Annotated in this window: 21 protein-coding genes and 1 tRNA gene; 12 read left to right on the top strand and 10 right to left on the bottom strand. The window is 54.9% G+C overall.

All coding sequences use genetic code 11. From position 1 onward, the window contains the following. Window positions 1-3: 3 nt before the first annotated feature. The 4 genes from AC2AXP_RS04125 to AC2AXP_RS04110 are packed head-to-tail and all read right to left on the bottom strand — an operon-like array spanning window position 4 to window position 4664. The gene (locus AC2AXP_RS04125; protein ID WP_004964615.1) at window positions 4-1209 is read right to left on the bottom strand and encodes a glycoside hydrolase family 53 protein; all 1206 of its coding nucleotides are present in this window, start codon (window positions 1207-1209) and stop codon (window positions 4-6) included. A gap of 4 nt (window positions 1210-1213) precedes the next feature. Next, entirely contained in the window at window positions 1214-2065 is an 852-nt protein-coding gene (locus tag AC2AXP_RS04120) for a sugar ABC transporter permease (protein WP_004964618.1), read from the bottom strand. A 9-nt stretch (window positions 2066-2074) separates the two neighbouring features. Continuing rightward, window positions 2075-3382 carry a carbohydrate ABC transporter permease gene (locus tag AC2AXP_RS04115; RefSeq protein ID WP_039992235.1) on the bottom strand — a complete coding sequence of 436 codons (1308 nt, stop codon included), beginning with the start codon at window positions 3380-3382 and terminating at the stop codon, window positions 2075-2077. Window positions 3383-3431: 49 nt separating this feature from the next. After that, window positions 3432-4664 carry an extracellular solute-binding protein gene (locus tag AC2AXP_RS04110; RefSeq protein WP_039992237.1) on the bottom strand — a complete coding sequence of 411 codons (1233 nt, stop codon included), beginning with the start codon at window positions 4662-4664 and terminating at the stop codon, window positions 3432-3434. A gap of 356 nt (window positions 4665-5020) precedes the next feature. Here AC2AXP_RS04110 and AC2AXP_RS04105 point away from each other — a divergent pair, with 356 nt between their 5' ends. From AC2AXP_RS04105 to AC2AXP_RS04095, 3 genes are all read left to right on the top strand, one after another. Further along, the gene (locus AC2AXP_RS04105) at window positions 5021-6127 is read left to right on the top strand and encodes an ABC transporter ATP-binding protein (RefSeq protein ID WP_198772730.1); all 1107 of its coding nucleotides are present in this window, start codon (window positions 5021-5023) and stop codon (window positions 6125-6127) included. 131 nt (window positions 6128-6258) lie between these two features. Continuing rightward, the gene (locus tag AC2AXP_RS04100; protein WP_484381429.1) at window positions 6259-8451 is read left to right on the top strand and encodes a DUF4401 domain-containing protein; all 2193 of its coding nucleotides are present in this window, start codon (window positions 6259-6261) and stop codon (window positions 8449-8451) included. Then, the gene (locus AC2AXP_RS04095) at window positions 8438-8980 is read left to right on the top strand and encodes a GDYXXLXY domain-containing protein (protein WP_484381428.1); all 543 of its coding nucleotides are present in this window, start codon (window positions 8438-8440) and stop codon (window positions 8978-8980) included. Before AC2AXP_RS04100 ends, AC2AXP_RS04095 begins: the two co-directional genes overlap by 14 nt. A gap of 59 nt (window positions 8981-9039) precedes the next feature. On the opposite strand, the gene AC2AXP_RS04090 is transcribed toward AC2AXP_RS04095, so the two are convergent. After that, window positions 9040-9127, bottom strand: a tRNA-Ser gene (locus tag AC2AXP_RS04090). Window positions 9128-9353: 226 nt separating this feature from the next. On the opposite strand from AC2AXP_RS04090, the gene yccA reads away from it, so the two are divergent. Next, a complete protein-coding gene (gene yccA, locus AC2AXP_RS04085; protein ID WP_484381427.1) occupies window positions 9354-10010 on the top strand; it encodes an FtsH protease modulator YccA in 657 nt (218 codons plus the stop codon). Between the two features lie 112 nt (window positions 10011-10122). Next, window positions 10123-10452, top strand: a complete 330-nt coding sequence (gene tusE / locus AC2AXP_RS04080) for a sulfurtransferase TusE (RefSeq protein WP_004964640.1) — start codon at window positions 10123-10125, stop codon at window positions 10450-10452. 4 nt (window positions 10453-10456) lie between these two features. On the opposite strand, the gene yccX is transcribed toward tusE, so the two are convergent. Together yccX and AC2AXP_RS04070 are read right to left on the bottom strand one after the other, a co-directional pair. Continuing rightward, entirely contained in the window at window positions 10457-10735 is a 279-nt protein-coding gene (yccX, locus tag AC2AXP_RS04075) for an acylphosphatase (protein ID WP_449145148.1), read from the bottom strand. Between the two features lie 117 nt (window positions 10736-10852). After that, the gene (locus AC2AXP_RS04070; protein WP_004964647.1) at window positions 10853-11824 is read right to left on the bottom strand and encodes an acyltransferase family protein; all 972 of its coding nucleotides are present in this window, start codon (window positions 11822-11824) and stop codon (window positions 10853-10855) included. Between the two features lie 230 nt (window positions 11825-12054). Between AC2AXP_RS04070 and rlmI the strand changes: the two genes are divergently transcribed. Both rlmI and hspQ read left to right on the top strand, forming a co-directional pair. Next, a complete protein-coding gene (gene rlmI / locus AC2AXP_RS04065) occupies window positions 12055-13239 on the top strand; it encodes a 23S rRNA (cytosine(1962)-C(5))-methyltransferase RlmI (protein WP_004964650.1) in 1185 nt (394 codons plus the stop codon). Between the two features lie 71 nt (window positions 13240-13310). Continuing rightward, window positions 13311-13628: a heat shock protein HspQ gene (hspQ, locus tag AC2AXP_RS04060; RefSeq protein ID WP_039992239.1), complete on the top strand. Its 318-nt coding sequence runs from the start codon at window positions 13311-13313 to the stop codon at window positions 13626-13628. Between the two features lie 51 nt (window positions 13629-13679). On the opposite strand, the gene AC2AXP_RS04055 is transcribed toward hspQ, so the two are convergent. Continuing rightward, on the bottom strand, window positions 13680-14093 hold the full coding sequence (locus AC2AXP_RS04055) for a CoA-binding protein (RefSeq protein ID WP_088499660.1): 414 nt from the start codon (window positions 14091-14093) through the stop codon (window positions 13680-13682). Window positions 14094-14334: 241 nt separating this feature from the next. Between AC2AXP_RS04055 and AC2AXP_RS04050 the strand changes: the two genes are divergently transcribed. Then, complete coding sequence (locus AC2AXP_RS04050) at window positions 14335-15000, top strand: DUF2057 family protein (protein WP_039992240.1); 666 nt, start codon at window positions 14335-14337, stop codon at window positions 14998-15000. Between the two features lie 108 nt (window positions 15001-15108). Continuing rightward, on the top strand, window positions 15109-15567 hold the full coding sequence (locus tag AC2AXP_RS04045) for a methylglyoxal synthase (protein ID WP_004964668.1): 459 nt from the start codon (window positions 15109-15111) through the stop codon (window positions 15565-15567). A 33-nt stretch (window positions 15568-15600) separates the two neighbouring features. Here the strand turns inward: AC2AXP_RS04045 and helD are convergent, their stop codons facing one another. Next, on the bottom strand, window positions 15601-17655 hold the full coding sequence (helD, locus tag AC2AXP_RS04040; RefSeq protein WP_273867442.1) for a DNA helicase IV: 2055 nt from the start codon (window positions 17653-17655) through the stop codon (window positions 15601-15603). Window positions 17656-17814: 159 nt separating this feature from the next. Here helD and AC2AXP_RS04035 point away from each other — a divergent pair, with 159 nt between their 5' ends. Both AC2AXP_RS04035 and yccS read left to right on the top strand, forming a co-directional pair. Next, window positions 17815-18267, top strand: a complete 453-nt coding sequence (locus AC2AXP_RS04035; RefSeq protein ID WP_004964675.1) for a YccF domain-containing protein — start codon at window positions 17815-17817, stop codon at window positions 18265-18267. A 25-nt stretch (window positions 18268-18292) separates the two neighbouring features. After that, on the top strand, window positions 18293-20428 hold the full coding sequence (gene yccS / locus AC2AXP_RS04030; protein ID WP_004964678.1) for a YccS family putative transporter: 2136 nt from the start codon (window positions 18293-18295) through the stop codon (window positions 20426-20428). A 21-nt stretch (window positions 20429-20449) separates the two neighbouring features. Here yccS and AC2AXP_RS04025 read toward each other — a convergent pair whose 3' ends face one another. Next, the gene (locus AC2AXP_RS04025) at window positions 20450-21082 is read right to left on the bottom strand and encodes a TfoX/Sxy family DNA transformation protein (RefSeq protein WP_484381426.1); all 633 of its coding nucleotides are present in this window, start codon (window positions 21080-21082) and stop codon (window positions 20450-20452) included. Window positions 21083-21313: 231 nt separating this feature from the next. Here AC2AXP_RS04025 and sulA point away from each other — a divergent pair, with 231 nt between their 5' ends. Next, window positions 21314-21820, top strand: coding sequence for an SOS-induced cell division inhibitor SulA (gene sulA / locus AC2AXP_RS04020; protein ID WP_039992241.1), 507 nt, complete (start codon window positions 21314-21316; stop codon window positions 21818-21820). The last annotated feature ends 331 nt before the right edge of the window (window positions 21821-22151 follow it).

Genomic DNA, 22151 nt, shown 5'->3' with positions numbered 1-22151 from the left:
CAATTAATTAAATGCTTTTATTGAAGGCAAAACTTTACCCTGGCAATCAAATAACGCCTGATTCTCTCGGGCATTACCGTCCTTACCTGATTCGCCGATATATTTCATACCGACCGGCGTCGCCCAACCGGCACCAGGCACTGCAATCCAGGTAGGTTCCCAATAAAATATGCCTTTCCCCCGTCCGTTGGGCACGTTAATAACGCCTTGCATCAGATCGCGAATATAATCTGCCTGCCCCTGGACCGTTGCCGGATAACCGCCCGCCTGGGCTTCCTTGGCAGAAAAGCTGTTTTCGGTATCATCACAGTTTTCCAACGAATAACCGTAGGCGGCTTCCACCACGATCACATCTTTGCCATAGCGTTGGCTGATGTCGTTCATATTGTTTTGCAGCGTGGCGATCGGGCCATCCCAATAGGTGTACATCGACAGACCAATCACATCGAACGGTACCTGGCGCCGGGTTATCTCGTCGAACCACCAGCGGAAGGTGTCATTCTTGGTGCCTTCCGCCAGATGCAGCATGATTTTGACCTGCGACGGCGAATCGAGATTTTCCCGCAACCCGGCGATGGCGGCGTTCAGCAAACCGGCCAACCGATCAAATTCGCCGCCGTTCTGCCCCCAGCTCTTTCCTTCCGGCCACAGTATGCCGCCGTTGATTTCATTGCCGATCTGGACCATGTCCGGCAGTACACCTTGCTGCTTAAAGCTGGCGATGGTGTCGCGCGTGTAGTCGTGGATCGCCGTAGTCAACTGCGTATAGGTCATGCTATTCCAGGCTTTCGGCTTGAACTGCTTGCCCGGATCGGTCCAAAAATCGCTGTAGTGAAAATCCAGTAGCACTTTCATGCCCTGTGCCTTGGCGCGCTTGGCCAGTGCCAGCGTGGTGGCCAGATCGTTATCGCCGCCGCCGTAGCGCTGGCCGGCGCCATCACTGGGATCAACCCATAAACGCAAACGTATGTAATTGACGCCGTTATGCTTCAAAATCGCCAAGGGATCCTGCTGCACATGGTGTTCGTTATAAAAAACGCCGCCATGCCGCTCCACGTCTTGCAGGGTGGAAATATCAGCGCCCTTGATAAAGTCAGACGGCGCATTCAGCAACGGCTTGATGACGACGCTATCCGCCGCTGATACCCCTGGCGAGGCTAACGCCAGCGCCAGACTGATGCTTAAAAACAACGGTTTGATGGTTCGCATTGCATTATCCTTTGGTGCTGCCCGAGGTCAGGCCGGAGACAAAGTACTTTTGCAGGGCCAGGTACAAGATGGCGACCGGGACCGCAATCAGCACCGCGCCCGCCGCGTAGGTGGTGTAACTGGCACCCATCTTCTGCGCTACCAGGTTGTACAGGCCAATCGGCAGCGTGTACTGATCCGGCGTACGCAAGATAGTGCTCGACAAAATGAAGTCGCCCAGCGGGCCGGTAAACGAAAACAGCGCCACCACCGCCAGAATCGGTTTGGAGAGCGGCATGATGATTTCGATGAAAATGCGAAAATTGCCGGCACCATCCATCCGCGCCGACTCATCCAGATCCCTGGGAATGGCGTCCAGATAGCCCTTCATCAGATAGGTATTCATCGGGATCATGCCCGCCACATAAATCAGCACCAGCGCCAGGTGGCTATTGATCAATCCCAGCAGTTGCGACAGCACAAAAATGGCGATCAGCGCCGAAAACTGCGGGATCATTTGCAGCAACAGGAACAGCATCAGGCCGTTTTGACGGCCTTTAAAGCGAAAGCGCGAAAAGGCGTAGGCGGTGAAGCTGACGCTTATCAGCGTCAATACCATGGTCAGAAAGCTGATCTTCATCGAATTCCAATACCAGGTCAGATAGTTGACCTTACCGTTGAAAAGATCGGCGTAGTGCTGGAACGACAGATTTTCCGGAATAATGGCGCTGCTAAGCAGGCTGTTACCGGCATTGAGCGATGCACCAATGGTCCAGATCAGCGGATAGATGATGACGATCGACACCATGACGATCAACAACCAGGACAGCGACAGCCGCAGCCATTTTTCTTGCTTGATGCTTTTTGAGGTTGCCATAGGATCCCCTTACGCCATGTCGTCGTTTTTGAACGATTTGGTGGCGCGGAACTGCCACAGTGCCAGCCCCACCACAAAAATCGACAGCAGAATGGTGATGGTGGCGGCGATGGCATACTGCGAGGAAGACATCGTCAGCTTGTAGATCCACGACACCAGAATATCGGTTCCACCGGCGTTGGAACCCGCTACCGCCGGCCCGCCGTTATTGAACAGATAGATAATATTGAAATTGTTAAAATTGAAGGTGTATTGGGTGATGATGATCGGCGCTATCGAATACAGCACTAACGGCAGCGTAATGGTGCGCAGCTTGGTCAGGGTGCTGGCACCATCCATCGTCGCCGCTTCGTACAGATCGTCCGGGATCGCCTGTAGCACGCCGGTGGTCATGGCGAACACAAACGGGAACCCCAGCCAGGTCTGCATCAGGATCAACGCGGTTTTGGTCCAGAACGGATCGGTCATCCACGCCTTTGGCGCAATGCCGAAGAACGCCAGGATCGCATTGTTAATCACCCCAAACGAATCATTGAACATACCGGCAAATACCAGAATGGTGACAAAGCCCGGCACCGCCCATGGCAGAATGAAAATGGTGCGGATCAGCGGTTTGAAGCGTAAATCCTTCTGATTCACCAGGATCGCCAACAGTACGCCGACGGTGCATTGCAGCGTGGTGGCCAGCAGCGTCCAGACCACCGTCCATTGCAGCACGTCGAGGAAGGTCGATCGCCAGATCGACAGGGTAAAAATATTGACGAAGTTTTTAAACCCGACCCAATCCACCAGCTTGGCCGGCGGCGTGTGATAGAGGTTGTAATTGGTGAAGGCGATCGAAAAACCGAACAGGATCGGGAAAATCACCACAAACACCAACAGGATGAACCCTGGGGTAATCATCAGGTACGGGAAACCTTCGCTCAGCAATATGCGGTATTGCTGACGCACGCCGTTAAGCGCCTGGCCTGCGTCGCGCCTTTTGCCGTTAAGCCAGGCGTCACGCAGCGACAGCAGGTACAGCGCCAGCCCAAAGCCGAGGATCAACACGCTGATGATGCCTTCCGCCAGCAGGAATATCGAGTTGTCGCGCGGCACCTGTTCGCCTAACGTATAAAGTCCCCATAAGCCTTCGGCAAGAAAATCATCAAATACGCCAATAAAACTGCTCAGCAAAATCAGGAAAATCAGCCCTTTCGCCCACTGCCGGTGATAGAACTGACCAAAACCGGGTATCAGGGCCAGCAGCAGGCCGGCCAGCGCATGGTGGCTGCGGCCCTTGTCTGCGGCTAGTTTTTCGCTGGGAGTGATAATCACACACTGCTCCTTCATTTAACGGGAACGTACCCCCGTCCAGATGAGATGGTTACTGATTGCTGGCCTGCATCGCCTCAATTTGCATTTTGATCTGCTTGACCGCGTCATTGAGCGCCGCTTCCGGCGGCTGCTTGCCGGTCATGCTCAGCTCCAGCGCGGCATTGGCCGGCCCCCAGACTTCCTGCATTTCCGGCACCCCCGGCATGGCGGTCGCTTCGCTGGCCTGTATCGCCACCGCACTGGCCCGTTCATCATTTTTAATCAGCGGATCGTCAATCATCGCCACCAGCGGCGGGATTTCTTTGGTGGCCTGGTAACGGGTTTTTACATATTCAGGCTGGTTGATAAATTCAATGAATTTCTGCGCTAACGCGCGATCTTTGCTCCAGGTGGAAATGACGTAACCTTTCACTCCCAGGAAGGCGTTCATCGGCTTGCCGTTGGCCAGCTTCGGCAGCGGTGCTACGCCATAGTTGATACCGGCATCGGCGTAAGGCTGAAACGCCCATGGACCGTTGATCACTGCCGCGGCTTTGCGCTCGGTAAATAACGAGTCAATGGCGTTCAGGCCGCTATCGCCAATAATGCCGGTTGGGAACAGGCCATCGGCATAGAATTTTTTTAACGTATTGACGGCGGCAATGCTGCCGGGTGCATTGAGACCAATGTCGAGCGGATTCACGCTGCCGTTCTGGCTATGGCCAAAGATATAGCCGCCCATCGCAGCCATCACGCCCCAGCTGTAATACATCTGGTCAAACTTGGCCAGCAGACCGTATTGGTTCGCCGCCCGTTGCCGTTTGGAAAAATCATGGTAGTCGTCCAGGGTGGCCAACGGCTGCGGCAGTAGATCCTTGTTGTAAATCAGCACTAGCGTTTCCACCGCCTTCGGCAAGCCGTACAGCGTGTTATCCATGGTAAAGGCGGCGATTGCCGGCTTGGTGAATGCTTCGACCTTGGCCTGATCCACCTTCAGCGGCGTTAACAGCCCCTGCACCACCGCGGCGCCCAACTGATCGTTGGGGATCACCAGCACATCAGGTCCGATGCCAGCCGGCCCGTCCAGCCGCAGTTTTTCAATTTGCTGGGCATAGGGCATTTCCTGCAGATTGATTTTGACGTTGTACTGTTTTTCAAAATCGCCGATCGCCTGCTTGATGCCGGCGGATTTCTTGATGTCTTCCCAGACCGTCAGTTGCTGTCCGGTGGCCGCTGCGGCAAAACCGGCATATTGGCTGGTCAGCGCCAGCAGAATCAGTGCACCCATGGTATGTCTTTTCATTCCACGCCCCTTTGTGAAGGTATTACATTTTTTATTTTTACGTTTGATTTAACCTTGTGCGAGCAGGATATGATCCTTGCTGTATCTGCACTAATACAGAGTACCTCCTCGTCCTTTCTCGATGTTATACGCTACGCTTATGTCACGGATAACACGATACAAATATCGCCAATCTGTGATCGTGATTGCAGAAATGAAACAGCGGGATAGGGCATGGGATAACGCGCAGTTATAGTCATTTCAAGCCTTTCGAGCCCTTTTCGCCGAGTTTGATTTTTTTGTTATACGTAATACAACAAACAAAAAATGGCCGATGCCGGCGACGCGTTCACTGATAACTTTCTAAGGATCGACAGATGTCCAGCATAAGACTGAGGAATGTCACCAAACGCTTTGGCAACGCGGTGACGCTGCAAAATATCAACCTAGATATTGAAGGCGGCGAATTCGCCGTGTTTGTTGGCCCATCGGGCTGTGGCAAATCCACCCTGCTGCGCATGATCGCCGGCTTGGAGGATATCAGCGAGGGCGAGGTGCTGATTGGTGACCAGCGGGTCAACGACGTGGCGCCCGCCCATCGCGGCGTGGCGATGGTGTTTCAATCCTATGCGCTATACCCGCATATGACGGTCGCCGAAAACATGGGTTACGGGCTGAAAGTCAACGGAATGCCAAAAGAGCAGATCCGCCATCAGGTCGAAATGGTGGCAAAAACGCTGCAGCTGTCGCATTTGCTGGATCGTAAACCTAAACAGCTTTCCGGCGGTCAGCGTCAGCGCACCGCCATCGGCCGCGCCATTGTGCGCAACCCCAAGGTCTTTATGTTCGATGAACCCCTGTCCAATCTGGATGCCGAGCTGCGCGTCGATATGCGCCTGCACATTGCCAAACTGCATCAGGAATTGAAAACTACCATGGTGTATGTCACCCACGATCAGGTTGAAGCGATGACCCTCGCCGATAAGATCGTGGTGATGAATTACGGTAAGGTGGAACAAATGGGTACGCCAATGGCGTTGTACTACAACCCGATCAACCGCTTCGTCGCCGGTTTTATCGGCTCGCCAAAGATGAATTTTTTGCCGGTGACGGTGGTCAACTGGTCGCCGGAAGCGCTGACCGTCGCCATTGAGCACGGCAGCACGCTGACGCTGGCATTGTCTACCCGGCAGTTGCAGTCCGGCGATGCACTAACGCTCGGCATTCGCCCGGAACACCTCTCTACCGCCGGCGATGCGCCGTTGCGACTGGATTTTCATTGCGAAGTGGTTGAGCGGCTCGGTAATAACACCTATCTGTTTGGGCAATGCCACGGGCATGATGGTTTCAAGATACTGTTGCCCGGCGATGCACATTTTCTGCCGTACCAGAAAGTGCAGCTCGGGTTTGACGCCGCACAGTGCCTGGTATTTGACGCCGATGGCGCACGCATCAGCGCAGACATAACGATCCCGCATCAATAACAGTATCGCCACGGTCGCGATCGACAGCGTAAGGATACGCCGTCGCCGACGTATTTAGCCCATGCCGTGTTACGATAAAACGTATCACTGAGCTACTCTAGGCTTAACGTCATCTCGGCAAGGAAGTCAATATGCCCCCGTCGCATCATCATCGAGTCATGCCAACCATGGCTGCGGAACAGCTGTGCCGTAGCCTGCCGGCGTTGCTGACAACCTCGCCGGCCAGCGCCCGGCTGTCCCCCACTAACTATCAGCACATCCTTGCGTACTGTAACGTACGGCCCGATCTCGCCGGTTGGCGAAGCTTTCTCACCCTGGCACTGGCGCTATTGGGATTGCTGGCGCTGGTAGCCGGCAGCGTGTTTTTTATCGCCAGCAACTGGCAGGCCATGCCGGTATTTGCCAGGTTCGCGATGATTGAACTGCTGATCCTGGCGCTGGCGACGATAGTTTGGCAACGATGGTACGATGCCGTCGCGCGCAGCGCGCTACTGGCGGTGGGATTAAGCTTCGGTGGTTTATTCGCGCTATACGGCCAGGTTTATCAAACCGGCGCCGACGCTTGGCAACTGTTCTTCACCTGGGCGTGCGTGTTGTTGCCGCTGGCGCTGATTGGCCGCCAGAATGGCCTGTGGCTGTGTGCCTGGGCGGTAGCCAGTCTGGCATTCCAACTGTACTACGCCAGTTGGGCGGCAAATGTCGTGGCCCCCCCGTGGTGGGCCAACGGCGACAGCGTGCTGCTCGGCTATCTGCTGGTGCAATCGCTATGCCTGATCGTGCGTGAAGCGTTGGCGGCTCGTGCGCGGCCGTCTTCCTGGCTAGCGCGCCGATGGCTGTCGTGGATGATGGCAGGATATGTGTTGCTGATCCTGACGCTGCGGTTGATTGAGGCGATTGCCGACTGGCGCTTCGTCGCCTCTGCCGCATTGACGGCCGCGCTGTGGGGGCTGCTACTGTTGGGTGGATATGCCTATTATCGCCAGCGCGCGGCCGATCTCTGCATGCTGACGTTGGGCGTAACCAGCCTGATGCTGGTCGGCTGTGCGTTGATTTATCGTCTGGTGGCTCGGGCATGGGAGGTCGGGCCGTTATTCGCGATGTGCGCACTGATGGCGCTGTGGCTGCTGGCCTGCGGAGCGCTGTTGCTACGTTGGCGACGAGCGCTGTCTCAATCCGCCCTATCGGGCGTAACGCACCATCAGTGGGACGAGCTACTGGCACCGTTACGTCAGCGGCAATGGCTGACCACGGCGCAAAGCGAACAGCTGATGCGCTGCAATCCGTCGGACAGGCTACCGTGGTACCTGCATATCGCGCTGGCCATCAGCGGCTGGCTGGCGGCAATGATCATATTATTACTATTGGCGCTGCTGCTTTACGTCAGTGGCTTACTGGATTCGCTGGACGGCGGGTCGCTGATGCTGTTTTCGCTGTTGATTGCCATTCCTGCCGCCGTGCTGTTACGCAAACCCGGTATCGGCACACGGCAGATCGGCCTGGCGTGGGCCATCGCCGCCAGCTGCGGTTTATCTGTCGGCATTTACATGTTGGATGAAACACGCTGGCTGCCGGCCGATATCAGCCGCGCGCTGTGGTTGCTGCCGGTGCTGGGCGGAATGGCGTGGCTGATGCCCGATCGCAGCTATCGGTTTATGGCCAGTGCTGTCTCAACGCTGATCCTGCTGTTGCCAGGCGCCTACCTTGCCGAGCACCATTGGTCATCCAGCGCCAGCGCGGCGTTGATGCTGGCAATAAGCGCCACGGTCACGTTCGGCTGGCTGTCCGTGCTGCATCGACAGCAACGATATCCGGCAGTTGCCGGCCACGGCATGATCGGCGCGCTGGGCTACGGCATCCCGGCAGGGCTGGCGCTGTCGTGCCTTGCCAGCGTTCACGCCGACATGTTCGACGTTATCTTCTGGCGCAACGCCAGCAAGGCCAACCTGCCGATGATGCTGGGTATCGGCATCGCCATCGGCCTGATCGCGGCAGCCTGGCGGTATGCGGTAAAAACCGCTGCGCCGGCTACGCCGATTCTGCTGCCGGCCGCCGTTATCTGTGGTTCGATCGCCGTTTTTGCGCCGGGCATCGGCCTAGGGCTGGCGCTGCTATTGCTGGCTCGTTATCAGGGACGCCATGTATCATTGGTCGCTGCCGCGGCCTTCCTGTTGTTATATCTGATCGACTGGTACTATTTTCTTGGCATCAGCTTGCTGCAAAAATCACTGCTGCTGGTCGTCAGCGGACTCGTGCTGTTGGCGCTGCTGGCGGTGGTGCGTAAAACGTTACCACCGACGTCTGGAGGCTGTCATGCACATGAATAAGCGGCTGAAATGGCTGTTTATGGGGGTGGTATTACTGAGTCTGGCCGGCGTTAATCAGGCAATTTATCAACGACAACAGACGCTGAAACAGGGCACGGTGGTGATCCTGGCGCTGGCGCCGGTAGACCCGCGCTCATTGATGCAAGGTGATTATATGGCGCTGGACTACGCGCTGAGCCGTCAGTTGCAACAGCAGATCTGCCAGCAGCGTCAAACCTGTCGTGCGCAGGATAACTGCCCACCTCCCGCCAGCAGTGGCAAGATCGTGGTGAGACTGGATGCCAGGCACCATGCCGTAGACGCCGCATTCTATCGACAGCAGACGCTGCAACCCGGACAAGTACTGATGCAATATCGCCTTGCCGCCAACGCGGTACATATCGGCACCTCGAGTTACTTCTTCCCGGAAGGTCAGGCTGAACGCTTCTCAAAGGCACGCTACGGCGAGTTCCGCGTCGACCGGCACGGCACTGCGTTATTGACCCACCTGCTCGACGCGCAGGGAGAGCGTATCGTCACCCCCCGCTGACTGCGGGTGAGAAAAACGAAAAACCCCGCGCTTCCAGGAAGCACGGGGTTTGAATTTTATGGCGGAGGAGCAGAGATTCGAACTCTGGAACGGTTTCCCGTCGACGGTTTTCAAGACCGTTGCCTTCAGCCACTCGGCCACCCCTCCGCAATGAGCCGCACTATAAACACAGTGGATTCGCTTGTAAAGCCCGCCACGACGCGATCGCGCGAAAAACCGGCACGCGGCGGCCGGGCGTTGAATAAAGCAGCAATTTGCGCGTTGTTGCAGCAATGATAACTGACGGTAAAGATTGGTAAACAAACTTTAATCAAACGCTTGCGCTGCCTATCATCGTGATTAATTTTGTGATGACCTGATAAGAGAGATCATTATGGACCGCATTGTCGTCTCATCCTCGCGCGATTCGTTGCTCAGCACGCATAAAGTGCTGCGCAATACCTATTTCCTGCTGTCGCTGACGCTCGGTTTCTCCGCGTTGACCGCCACTGCCAGCACCATGCTGGGCTTGCCGGCTCCGGGTCTGCTGTTGATGCTGGTCGGCTTCTATGGCCTGATGTTCCTGACCCACAAGCTGGCCAACAGCCCGGCAGGTATCCTGGCGGCGTTTGCGTTGACCGGCTTTATGGGTTACACCCTGGGACCGATTCTTAGCTCGTTCCTCAATGCCGGCGCCGGTGACCTGATCATGCTGGCGTTGGGTGGTACTGCCCTGGTGTTCTTCTGCTGTTCTGCCTATGTGCTGACCACGCGTAAGGACATGTCGTTCCTGTCAGGCATGATGATGGCGGGCTTTGTGGTTCTGCTGGTAGCAGTGATAGCCAACCTGTTCCTGCAAATCCCTGCCCTGCACCTGGCGATCAGCGCGCTGTTTATCCTGTTCTCTGCCAGCGCCATTTTGTGGGAAACCAGCAATATCATTCATGGCGGCGAAACCAACTACATCCGTGCAACGGTTGGCCTGTATGTTTCGCTGTACAATATGTTCATCAGCCTGTTGAGCATTCTGGGCTTCGCCCGCAGCAACTGATAACCTCAGTCGACAACGTTTTCCAGCCCCGCTTATGCGGGGCTTTGTTTTTGATGGCGACGAAAATTTGCTAAACTGCGCAGCGTGATGAATTACCGATTATCGAGGCTGTATGTTGGAGTTTGAAGGTCAGGTTATCGACACTGACGCGCAAGGATACTTGAAGAACAGCGACGACTGGCATGAAAGCCTGGCGCCGCTGTTGGCCGCACAGGAAGAGATTGTTCTGACCGATGCCCACTGGGAAGTGGTGCGTTTTGTGCGTGCCTTTTATCAGGAATTTAATACCTCACCGGCGATCCGTATGCTGGTCAAGGCCATGGCGCAAAAATACGGCGAAGAAAAAGGCAACAGCCGCTATCTGTACCGACTGTTTCCCAAGGGGCCAGCCAAGCAGGCCACCAAAATTGCCGGTCTCCCCAAACCGGTAAAATGCATCTGACAGGCTAATAACGGATATCAAATCCGTTAAATGCCTCAACGCCTCGAGGCTCCACCAGGACGCGCTCAACGCGCGCGCCACGAGGGCCTCCGGCTTTCAACCAAGCCACCAGGGCATCAATTTGCTGCTGCTGACCGCAGGCCAGCACTTCGACGCTACCGTCGTCCAGATTGCGCGCATAGCCGGTCAGCCCCAACGCATTGGCCTTGCTCTGCGTGTTATAGCGGAAGCCCACGCCCTGCACTACGCCATAGACATACGCGGCGATACAAACCTGTGTCATAACACTCTCCCTAACCCGCTAACGGTAAGGACAGTATAATAGAAATGAGGCAACGGAAACCATCGGGGGAGATAAATACCGGCCGAGTCCCTTCAGCCGTAAATAGTGCAGATTGTCTTATTGCAGCTTACTTTTCCAGTTAAGACGTTCTCCGTAGAAATAAGAGTCAAAAAAGTGGCTTTTCCCGCGTAGCTTGATAAACACCCCTATCAGTAAAGCGATAAGTGTGACAGTGGCAATATAAAACTGCGGAGAATTGGCATCAAATACCATGCCCATGATAATAATAGGCATTACGTGCCAAAGATAAATTGGCAGCGAAACCTGGCCCATTTTTACTATCAGATTTTCTGATTGCATATTGATATGCTTACACCAGCCCACCAGCAGGAACAGCAACGCCACGTTAAAGACAAACCAGGCAGTGGCATCAGCGAGCGTGGCGTCGGCCAGGTAATAGCTCAAACCACCGGCCAGTACCACCAGCGGCAGCGTTAGCCACCCCGATAACGAGAGACTCCTGTCAGCCATGAGATAACCCAACAGGAAGAAAGCGTAATAATAGTAGAATCGCTTATCGCCAATAAATTTCAGCATGCCATACTTTGCTTCGAGCAGATCGGCATAGCAATACCATCCAATGGCTAACAAAGACGACAATACCAGCACCAGGGTCAATAATGTATTATTCCGATAGGCAATAAGCGTATAAATGACGAATATTATAACGGCAGGAATATACCAAAGGTGATAATAGGGATAGAGAATCAACCCAAGCACCGTTTTAATACTTACCCCTTCTCCCTGCCAAGCGGTGAATAACGCATACAGACTGTATGCTGCAAATGCCAGCAGGTAGGGCATAATCATACGCCATTGATACTTTTTTAAAATATTCACCAAACCGCCATCCAAAAACTTGCGGCGAACAAAATACCCCGTCACACCTAAAAATAACGGCATATGGAAAAAATATATTGCTCCACGGATCCCACTGTCAGCACTCCCTGGCAAGACGTGTCCAATAATAACCAGAAGTATCAAGCTTCCCTTCAGGAAATCGAACGATAAATCTCTTGCTTTCGCCATTTAACCCAATCCCAATACAAAGTTTACTTTCTGATAAAGTATTCAATAACAGGCGAGACGCGGTTTTTTGTCAATGCGGAAAAGCCTGAAAACATCCTGGCAGCGGCGGCGAACGGCGGTCTCAATCATCAACGGTAGAGGACGAGGCAACATTCAGCTATCATGAGCCACTTATTCCGGCTGATGCTCGCACTGGCCCCTGAACCTCTCGAATAGAAAGTACTGTAAACATGCGCTTATATCTCGCTAAAGGACGTGAAAAGTCCTTGCTTCGTCGTCATCCCTGGGTTTTTTCTGGTGCTGTTCAACGCATTGAAGGAAAACCGCTTTCTGGCGAAACCATCGACATTCACGACTGCCAGGGCAAATGGTTGGCGCGCGGTGCCTATTCACCGGAATCGCAGATCCGCGCTCGCGTCTGGAGCTTCCAGCAAGATGAAGACATCGATATCGCCTTCTTTGTGCGCCGCTTGCAGCAAGCACAGCGCTGGCGTGACTGGCTCGCCAAACGCGATGGATTGGATGGCTATCGCCTGATCGCCGGCGAGTCCGATGGCATGCCGGGTATTACTATCGACCGTTTCCAGAACTTTTTGGTATTGCAATTGCTGTCGGCCGGTGCGGAATACCAGCGTGCGGCGCTGCTTTCTGCGCTGCAGCAGTGTTACCCGCAATGCGCCATTTACGATCGCTCGGATGTAGCGGTGCGTAAAAAAGAGGGCCTGCCGCTGACACAAGGGCCGGTGCTGGGCGATATGCCGCCGGCGCTGCTGCCGATCCGCGAACATGGCATGCAACTGTTGGTGGATATCCAGCAAGGTCACAAGACCGGCTTTTACCTTGACCAGCGCGACAGCCGCCTGGCCGCGCGCAACTTTGCCGCCGGGCGCCGCGTACTCAACTGCTTCTCCTACACCGGTGCTTTTGCGGTAGCGGCCCTGATGGGCGGTTGCGAGCAGGTTATCAGTGTGGATACCTCGCAGGCAGCGCTGGATATTGCCAAACAGAACGTGGAGCTGAACAAGCTCGACGTCAGCAAAGCCGAATTTGTCCGCGATGACGTATTCCAGCTGCTGCGCAACTACCGCGCGCAAGGCGAGAAATTCGACCTGATCGTAATGGATCCACCGAAATTCGTTGAAAACAAAAACCAGTTGGCCAGCGCCTGCCGTGGCTATAAAGACATCAATATGTTGGCACTGCAGCTGTTGAACCCTGGTGGCATCTTGCTGAGCTTCTCATGCTCGGGGCTGATGCCTACCGATTTGTTCCAGAAAATCCTGGCCGATGCCGCTGTCGACGCCGGTTGTGATGTACAATTTATAGAGCAGTACCGGCAGGCTGCCGATCATCCGGTCATTGCCACCTACCCTGAGGGGCTGTATCTGAAAGGGTTTGCGTGCCGGGTGATGTAACTTGAAATACGCGGTTTTGCCCTCATATCTTGATAAAGATTGGGCAAAACGCGGTTTCTCAGGAGGTCATCATGATTGCCAGCAAATTCGGTATCGGGCAACAGGTTCGTCATAAGCTGCTGGGGTATTTGGGCGTCGTTATCGATATCGACCCGGAATATTCTTTGGAACAACCTAAAGCCGACGAGATAGCAGCGAATGACGAGCTGCGCTTCGCTCCGTGGTATCACGTGGTGATGGAGGACGAAGAAGGACAACCGGTTCACACCTATCTGGCGGAAGCACAGCTGGCAGGCGAAGAGCAGGACGCCCATCCTGAACAACCTTCGTTGGACGAGCTGGCGGAATCCATCCGCCATCAGTTGCAGGCCCCTCGCCTGCGCAATTGACAGTAAACCTGAGAAACGGCATCAGGGCCTGATATTACGCCAGGCCCTGTTTTATTTTTCTAGCCCCAGGCGTGGAATATCAATTTTCGGGCAACGGTCCATCACCACCGTCAATCCGGCCTGGTTCGCCAACTCCGCCGCCTGCTGATTAATCACGCCAATTTGCAACCACAGCGCTTTAGCGCCGATGGCAATGGCCTCCTGCGCGACGCCATAGGCCGCCTCGGAATTGCGGAACACGTCAACCATATCGATAGCGTGCGGAATATCCGCCAGACTGGCGTACACCGGCTGCCCCAGCAGGGTTTGTCCCGCCAGCTTTGGGCTGACCGGCGTAACCTGATACCCCTGCGACAGCAAATAGGCCATTACGCCGTAGCTTGGCCGCGACGGCTTGTCGCTGGCGCCTACCAACGCGATGGTTTTTACCTGCTGTAATAACGCGGCTATTTCACGATCTTGCATAAAACCCTCCTGTTAGTCGCCATAAAACCCCTACGACAAGTGTAACCGAACAGCCAAAACGCGCGTTAATGCAAGATACCCGCATTATCGTGGTCTTAACACCTGTCGACGCAATCGCCGATCATGACGAAAGCGGCAAACAGATGTCCAAATGTAAATACAGCCGCCGAACGGAAAAACTTTGACACACTGTGCCAGCTCCTCAACAATATTAGCTATGACTGATTATAAGGAGATAACAATGAAATTTGGTCTGATGGTTACGGGGCTACTCAGCGCCTGTCTGAGCCTGTCCGCCGTAGCTACGACCCTGAAACTCTCTCCGGATATCGATCTGCTGGTTGTTGACGGCAAAAAAATGACCGGCTCACTGCTGAAGGGCGCAGACAGCCTGGAACTGGACGGCGGACAGCATCAGTTGCTGTTCCAGGTGACCAGACTGCTGACCGATGGTTCACATCCCCAGGCGCTCTACACTTCTCCTCCCTTGATTGTGGCGTTCAGTACGCAAAACGTCAGCGCGGTTGAATTTCAATTGCCACGCATCGACAACCAGCGTGACGGACAGCGTTTCGAAAAGCTGCATAACTACCAGGTGGTCGACAATAACGGCAAACCCTTGGTGATAAGAAAGGATGTATTGCGCCTCGACGAGCAGATCTCCGATGAACGGCTGGAAAAAACCGTCGCCGATTATAACGCGCAGCGTCGTCCGGCATCGGTGCCGGCCTTTGTCCATTTACGCACCAGTAAACAGGCGCTCCCCGCCGCCCAGAGCGTGCCGCAGCAACTTGCCCCGCTTAAAGAGTCAGACGTCTCGGAACGCATGCTGCACTACTGGTTCCAACAGGCCGACGGCGAAACTCAGCGACGCTTTTTGCAGTGGGCCAACCAACATGCAAACTGAACTGCCGACGCGATTAGCTTTACGGCTAATTTGTTGATAAACGCTAGGCAGTGAAAAACAGTTTCAGTAATCTGTTACGCATCTTCTGCGTAGATCAAGGATCTCAACATGGAAATGACCACCCGCACCATCGCGAAACGTAAGCACATCGCCCTGGTCGCACACGATCACTGTAAACAGGCGCTGCTGCAATGGGTAGAAACTCATAAAACGCTATTGGCGCAGCATCAGCTGTATGCCACCGGCACTACTGGCAATCTTATCCAGCGCGCCAGCGGCATTGCAGTACAAAGCATGATGAGTGGGCCTATGGGCGGCGACCAGCAGGTTGGCGCCATGATCGCCGAAGGCAAGATAGACATGATGATTTTCTTCTGGGATCCGCTCAACGCGGTACCGCACGACCCGGACGTCAAGGCCTTGCTGCGCCTGGCGACGGTATGGAACATCCCGGTGGCCACCAACCGTTCTACCGCCGATTTCCTGATCGGCTCCTCGCTGTTTGACAGCGAAGTGGAGATAGCCATTCCCGACTACCAGCGTTACCTGCAAGATCGCCTCAACTAAGCCGGACGGCCTGATACGTTATCAGGCCCTGCTCTAGGGTTTCTTCTGTATCGGCACGCCAAGATCGTGCAGTTGCTCCACAAACACCGACGGGCGCTCACGATCCTGCAATAGCCAAACCTGGTGCTTCGCCCGGGTCAATGCAACGTACAGCAGCCGTCGCTCTTCGGCATCGGGAAAATCCTCCGGCTGTGGCAACAGCACATCCTCCACAATCGATTCACGCGCCAGCGCCGGGAAACCGTCATGTCCCTGATGCAGGCCGACAATAATCACATATTCAGCCTGCTGCCCCTTGCTGGCGTGAATGGTCATAAATTCCAGATTAAGCTTTGGCCAGCGGGTAGCCGCTTTTTGTAACGCCTCCGGTTTCAAATGATGGTAACGCGCCAACAGCAGAATACGCTCATCCGGCTTGGCGTAGCCGCTGAGCTTGTCCAGCAGGGACTCGATCTGATCCTGCGGCAGGATCGCCACCGATTTTTTATTGCCCTTGCTCAGGCTGTTCAGTGGTTTCTTTAACTGATGCGGGTTCTGCTGCACAAAACGGTTGGCGATTTCGCCAATGCGCTCATTAAAGCGGTAAGTGGTGTCCAGGGCACACTGCGCGCCTTCACCAAAGTTATCGGCAAAGGCGGTGGTCAGCGCCATTTCGGCACCGCTAAAACGGTATATCGCCTGCCAGTCGTCGCCCACCGCAAACAGGCAGGTCTGCTTATTCTGTTTACGCAATGCAGCCAACAGTTGCGCGCGCTGTGGCGAGATATCCTGAAACTCATCCACCAGGATATGTTTCCATGGGCTGACAAACCGCCCCTTGGCCAAAATGTTCACCGCCTGGTGAATCAACCCGGAGAAGTCCACCGCCCCCTCATCTTTCAGCGCACTTTTCCAGGCTTTCAACAGCGGAGCCATCAGGCGAATGCGTTTGGAAAACAGATCGCGCACTTCCTCATTGGCTTGTTCAATCATTTCCGCCTGACTGCCTCCGTGCATGCGCATCAGTCCCAGCCAGCGTTCAAGCCGACCGGCCAGCCGTTCCGCCAGCCGCTTGTCCTGCCAAAAATCGCCGTCTGGCACTTCCCATGCCAATTCGTCGATCAGCCATTGTCGCCAGCCTTTGGCCTGCGCTTTTTTCTCGCCACATTGCTGCTGCCAGGTTTTCACCAACAGTTCGCGTCGCGCCTTACTGTCGGTTTCGAGTTTGCTGATCGCCGGCGCCTTGCGACTCCCCTGCTGAATGATGTGCAGCGCCAGCGCATGAAACGTCTTCGCCTGAATGTCGCTGTTCCCCAGCCGCTCGCTGATACGCTGATTCATCTCTTGCGCCGCCTGCCGGCCAAACGCCAGTAACAGAATCTGCCCGGGTTCCGCCTCCTGACGCCGCAACAACCAACCAGCGCGGGCCACCAGCACCGAGGTTTTGCCGCTGCCGGCGCCGGCCAGCACCAGTACCGCGTCTTCGCCGTTGACCACCGCCCGGCTCTGCGATGCATTCAGCGGCGAGCTTTCCACCGTCTGGAAGAAATCCGCGTGCTGTTCCAGCATGCGCTCGGTCCAGTTTTGGTTGCGTTCGGCAACGCTACGCGCCCCCTGTTGCAACCATTGCAGGCACAAATGGTAGTCGGCACGGCAATTGTCAAAGGCCTCCAGTCGGTCCACCGGCATCGGCAATGCCTCAAACGCCTGGCGGATCTGCTGTTGCAGCTTGCCCAATTGCGAACGTTTGAACCAGTGGTCCTGCTGTTCGATGCGCTGAATACTCTGCACCTGCTGCTGCAAAACACCGGCGCTGACGTCGCTCATTTCAGCGCTCCAGCTTTGCCAGGCCTGCTGCAGATAGTGATAGAAACGCTGCGTTTCCTGCCATTCGGTACCGTGCAAACGCACCACTTTCTCATCCGGCAGTTCGAACTCCAGTTCACCCCAGACGATGCCACGCTTGCATCTGACTTCGATCAACTGATTGAAAGGGATCAAGTATTGGTGTTTTTCACCGCTCACCTCAACCCCGGCATGCAACAACCGCACACGGTTGTAAGGATGCTGAGCCAGGTGTTTCCCCAGCGATGTCGCTTTAAGTTCCATATTGGCGCGCCATGACTATGTTGAGATTGGATGTTTGCCAGTTTACCTGCGATAAGCAGTGGCACTCTAGCGCTAAAAAAAGGGTAGAATAGATTCTGCGTTTTGATAGCAAACGCAACCGCCTGGCGGTTTGGCCATCATTAGAGCAGATTGACGACTATGCGTACTGTACTGAATATTCTTAATTTTGTGTTAGGGGGCTTTTTTACCACCCTCGCCTGGCTGTTTGCCACCCTGGTCAGCATCGTACTGATTTTCACCCTGCCGCTCACCCGCTCCTGCTGGGAAATCACCAAGCTGTCGTTTCTGCCCTACGGCAATGAAGCTATCCACGTGAACGAGCTGTACCCGGAGAAAAGCAACGCGCTGATTTCCGCCGGCGGTTCACTGCTGAATATCGTTTGGCTGATCCTGTTCGGCTGGTGGCTGTGTCTGTCGCATATCGCCGCAGGCATCGCGCAGTGCATTTCCATTATCGGCATTCCGGTTGGCATCGCCAACTTTAAAATCGCCGCCATCGCGCTGTGGCCGGTCGGGCGCCGCGTTGTGTCGGTCGAAATGGCGCAGCAGGCGCGCAGCGAAAACGCGCGTCGCCACTACCAGCAACGCTAATTGTCTCTACGCCCGAGGATTTTTTGTGCGCGCTTTTGCACCGGCCATACGCCGCTATGCCTATAACAGTAATCTGCTTTATAACCTACGCATATTGATTGCGCTCACCGGCACGGCGGCTGTGCCATGGTGGCTGGGCATGGAAAAACTCACCATTCCACTGACGCTCGGCGTGGTGGCCGCCGCCTTGACCGACCTGGACGATCGGCTGGCCGGCAGGCTGCGCAACTTGCTGATTACCTTGGTGTGTTTTTTCGTCGCCTCGGCGTCAATTGAACTGTTGTTTCCCCACCCCTGGCTGTTCGCCCTTGGGCTGACCAGCTCAACCTGCGCATTCATTCTGCTGGGCGCTCTGGGGCAACGCTACGCCACCATCGCCTTTGGCGCATTGCTGATTGCGGTATACACCATGCTCGGCGCCTCGATGTATGAAGCCTGGTATCAACAACCCATGCTGCTGATTTTCGGCGCGCTATGGTACAACCTGCTGACGCTGATCGGTCATCTGGTGTTCCCGATCCGCCCGTTACAGGAAAACCTGGCGCGTTGCTATCAACAGTTGGCGAATTATCTCGATGCCAAGGCCAATCTGTTCGACCCCGACGCCGAACAGGACGCCGATCTGCCGTGGATGGATGTGGCGATGGCCAACAGCGCACTGGTCAGCACCCTGAATCAAACCAAGGTTTCTCTACTTACCCGTCTGAAAGGCGACCGCGGCCAGCGTGGTACCCGCCGTACTCTGCACTATTACTTCGTCGCGCAAGATATTCACGAGCGCGCCAGCTCGTCCCATGTGCAATATCAGGCGCTGAGCAAGCAGTTTCGCCACAGCGATATTCTGTTCCGCTTCCAACGTTTGCTCAGCATGCAGGCGCGTGCCTGCCAGCAACTGGCGCAGTCGATCCTGCTACGGCAGAAATATCAGCACAATAATCGCTTCGAACCGGCGTTTCACCGCATTGAAGAGGCCCTCTCGCACCTGACGCTCGTCACGGAGAACCGCGAACTGACTAAAGCACTGTCGCATCTGTTGACCAATTTGCGCGCCATTGATGCCCAATTGGCCAATATCGAATCGGAACAGGCACTCGCCAATGGCCAGGCGGAAGAAAACAGCCTGTCAGACGATCGTCTTACCGGTTGGAGTGACATCCGCCTGCGCATCAGTCGCCACTTGACCCCGCAGTCGGCGCTGTTCCGCCATGCAATCCGCATGTCTGTAGTGCTGTGCGTCGGCTATGCGTTTATCCAGTTGACCGGCATGCAGCACGGCTACTGGATCCTGCTCACCAGCCTGTTTGTCTGCCAGCCCAACTATAATGCTACCCGCCGCCGCCTGGCATTACGCATCGTTGGTACGCTGGCCGGGATTCTGGTCGGCCTGCCGATTCTGTATTTTGTACCGTCGGTTGAAGGGCAACTGATTCTGATCGTGATCAGCGGCGTGCTGTTTTTTGCCTTCCGTACCGTGCAGTACGCCCACGCAACGATGTTTATCACCCTGCTGGTATTGCTGTGCTTTAATCTGCTCGGCGAAGGGTTTGAAGTGGCCGCGCCACGCGTCTACGACACGCTACTGGGCTGTGCCATTGCCTGGGCGGCGGTAACCTTTATCTGGCCGGACTGGCAGTTCCGCCAACTGCCGGCCATCGTCAGCAAAACGCTGAATGCCGATTGCCGTTATCTGGACGCCATTATGGTGCAATACCACCAGGGCAAAGATAACGGCCTGCAGTACCGGATCGCACGGCGAGATGCCCATAACAGCGATGCAGAGCTGGCATCGGTCATCTCCAATATGTCGGCCGATCCCAAAGCAGATAAAACCACCCAGGAAGCCGCCTTCCGGCTGCTGTGCCTCAATCATACCTTATTAAGCTATATCTCCGCGCTGGGCGCTCACCGGGAACGACTCGCCAGTGCCGAAGTACTGCAACTGCTTAATGATGCGGTGTGTTACGTCGACGGTGCGCTACAGCAGGAAGCACAGGATGGCAAACGCATCACGCAGGCGCTGGAGTCGCTGTCCGTGCGTATCACTCAGTTAACACCCGAGCCGGAAAGCAAAGAACAACTGGTATTGCAACAGATTGGCTTGGTGCTTGCCCTGCTGCCGGAACTGACCGCGCTCAATGCGCAGATCGGCGGCAGCCACTGATGGATACGCTTATGTGTAACGCTACGGGCAAAGACTGTCCTGACGCGGCGGTATGATGACAGCGTTAAACCATGTCAGCAGTTCGCTGCGCAGCTCTGTCGGCAAGGCGGCGTGATGGTAGCCGGCCAGCGCGCCGGCCAGTGATAACAGCACCTTCAGCCCCAGGCGGCGTTGTTCTCGCTGCAATCTGAGGAACGTTTCTTTCGCCCCTTGCAGGCGCAGCTCGTAGACGCCGCAGATCCCGCTACGCCAGAGCAGACGCTCCAGCGCGGCGTCGATATTCGGCAAATCCTTCAACCGTTCATGGCTCTGCTTTTTTACCTGAACCTCTTTGCGCGCCTCACGCATCGCCTGCCACGCCAGGGCAAACAGTTCTTGTCGCTGTTGCCATAACGCCTCGTCGACGTAGTAATAACGCATGACGATCGGTGCACCGCGCTTCGAATACACCATATTTGCCATGCCGCGCGCACGGAACACGCTTTCGAGGCTGCTGGTCGCACGCAGATACATTTCGCCTTCGGCGACCACGGCAAACATGATGCCGTCGACCAGCAACCCGTAGCCGCCAAACTGTGAGCGGGTGGTTATTCTCCCCAGGGCGGAAAAACAGGCTTTAGCCTGGGCTACTCTGGCGTTCGTTGTTCCTTGCATAAGGTTATCCCTCGGTCATTTGCGGCAAACCATTGCCTGTGTCAATAGAATAAAAGTAACGGGAACAAGTAATTAGAAAAAATACGCATTAAACCCGACGGTGCCAATGAGAAAAGCCTCCAGCTCAAAAAATAATCGCAAATCTGCGAGGTGTTACTAAAAATTGGGTTGATCTTCTGACTGACCGCATGTACTGTATATGCATACAGTAACACTACGGCGGGATACTTTATGCGTACTCAATCACTCTACCAACCCCATTTCAGCCACAGCGCGCGTGCAATGAATCACTCGGCCCCGGTTTCCGGCGCGAACAACGAAAATGGTCTTATCAGTGAACTTGTTTACAACGAGCATCAACCCGCAGTAGCGCAACTGTTACTGCCTTTATTGCAGCAACTGGGCATGCAATCGCGTTGGCTATTATGGCTGACGCCACAGCAGAAATTGAGCAAACGCTGGCTACAGCAGTCGGGCTTGCCGATCGATAAAGTGGTGCAGCTGAGCCAAATCAGCCCGCTAAATACGGTCGAAGCCATGGAAAAAGCGTTGTTGACGGGAAATTACAGCGTGGTTTTAGGTTGGTTACCCGACCTGACGGATGAAGATAGGCTAAAATTACGTCGTGCGGCCGAGTTGGGAAATGCCTACGGCTTTATCATGCGTCCTCAACCCGTCACAAACTCGAACCAAGGACAGTGTTCGACCTTAAAAATTCACTCTTCTTTGTATCATTGAGTGAATTTAGGAGTTTTCTCATTATTTTTCTTCTTCAGCAGCGGAACCTTCTAGAGATCAGTCACAAAACGAGAGCGGCTGCGGTTCCGCACTGCATTTTGCAGCAAGGCATGGCTAAAAAATGACCAGAAAATGTTAGCAAATATGTACAATTCTGCGTTTTTTTTTAGAGCTTTATCACATCACACTTGTAACTTTCGCGCCACGTTGTAGACTTTACATCGCCAAGGTTGCTCTATAACGCCAGAAAAACTGGCAGAGTAACAAACGAGGGCATAAACCTTGGCGAAGGAATTTAACCAAGGGCTTAAAAATTAGCTTTAAAGCTCAT

It is taken from the genome of Serratia sp. Sp408, from assembly GCF_057180665.1.
The sequence above is the reverse complement of the archived record's forward strand: the minus strand, read 5'-3'. Positions and strand labels throughout refer to the sequence as shown.

Coding starts and splice junctions, on each gene's coding strand:
- AC2AXP_RS04025 (WP_484381426.1), bottom strand. CDS start 21,082: ATGCAAGGAACAACGAACGCCAGAGTAGCCCAGGCTAAAGCCTGTTTT.
- hspQ (WP_039992239.1), top strand. CDS start 13,311: ATGATTGCCAGCAAATTCGGTATCGGGCAACAGGTTCGTCATAAGCTG.
- AC2AXP_RS04120 (WP_004964618.1), bottom strand. CDS start 2,065: ATGGCAACCTCAAAAAGCATCAAGCAAGAAAAATGGCTGCGGCTGTCG.
- AC2AXP_RS04070 (WP_004964647.1), bottom strand. CDS start 11,824: ATGGCGAAAGCAAGAGATTTATCGTTCGATTTCCTGAAGGGAAGCTTG.
- AC2AXP_RS04125 (WP_004964615.1), bottom strand. CDS start 1,209: ATGCGAACCATCAAACCGTTGTTTTTAAGCATCAGTCTGGCGCTGGCG.
- yccA (WP_484381427.1), top strand. CDS start 9,354: ATGGACCGCATTGTCGTCTCATCCTCGCGCGATTCGTTGCTCAGCACG.
- AC2AXP_RS04110 (WP_039992237.1), bottom strand. CDS start 4,664: ATGAAAAGACATACCATGGGTGCACTGATTCTGCTGGCGCTGACCAGC.
- AC2AXP_RS04105 (WP_198772730.1), top strand. CDS start 5,021: ATGTCCAGCATAAGACTGAGGAATGTCACCAAACGCTTTGGCAACGCG.
- AC2AXP_RS04045 (WP_004964668.1), top strand. CDS start 15,109: ATGGAAATGACCACCCGCACCATCGCGAAACGTAAGCACATCGCCCTG.
- AC2AXP_RS04100 (WP_484381429.1), top strand. CDS start 6,259: ATGCCCCCGTCGCATCATCATCGAGTCATGCCAACCATGGCTGCGGAA.
- yccX (WP_449145148.1), bottom strand. CDS start 10,735: ATGACACAGGTTTGTATCGCCGCGTATGTCTATGGCGTAGTGCAGGGC.
- sulA (WP_039992241.1), top strand. CDS start 21,314: ATGCGTACTCAATCACTCTACCAACCCCATTTCAGCCACAGCGCGCGT.
- tusE (WP_004964640.1), top strand. CDS start 10,123: ATGTTGGAGTTTGAAGGTCAGGTTATCGACACTGACGCGCAAGGATAC.
- AC2AXP_RS04055 (WP_088499660.1), bottom strand. CDS start 14,093: ATGCAAGATCGTGAAATAGCCGCGTTATTACAGCAGGTAAAAACCATC.
- AC2AXP_RS04050 (WP_039992240.1), top strand. CDS start 14,335: ATGAAATTTGGTCTGATGGTTACGGGGCTACTCAGCGCCTGTCTGAGC.
- AC2AXP_RS04095 (WP_484381428.1), top strand. CDS start 8,438: ATGCACATGAATAAGCGGCTGAAATGGCTGTTTATGGGGGTGGTATTA.
- rlmI (WP_004964650.1), top strand. CDS start 12,055: ATGCGCTTATATCTCGCTAAAGGACGTGAAAAGTCCTTGCTTCGTCGT.
- helD (WP_273867442.1), bottom strand. CDS start 17,655: ATGGAACTTAAAGCGACATCGCTGGGGAAACACCTGGCTCAGCATCCT.
- AC2AXP_RS04035 (WP_004964675.1), top strand. CDS start 17,815: ATGCGTACTGTACTGAATATTCTTAATTTTGTGTTAGGGGGCTTTTTT.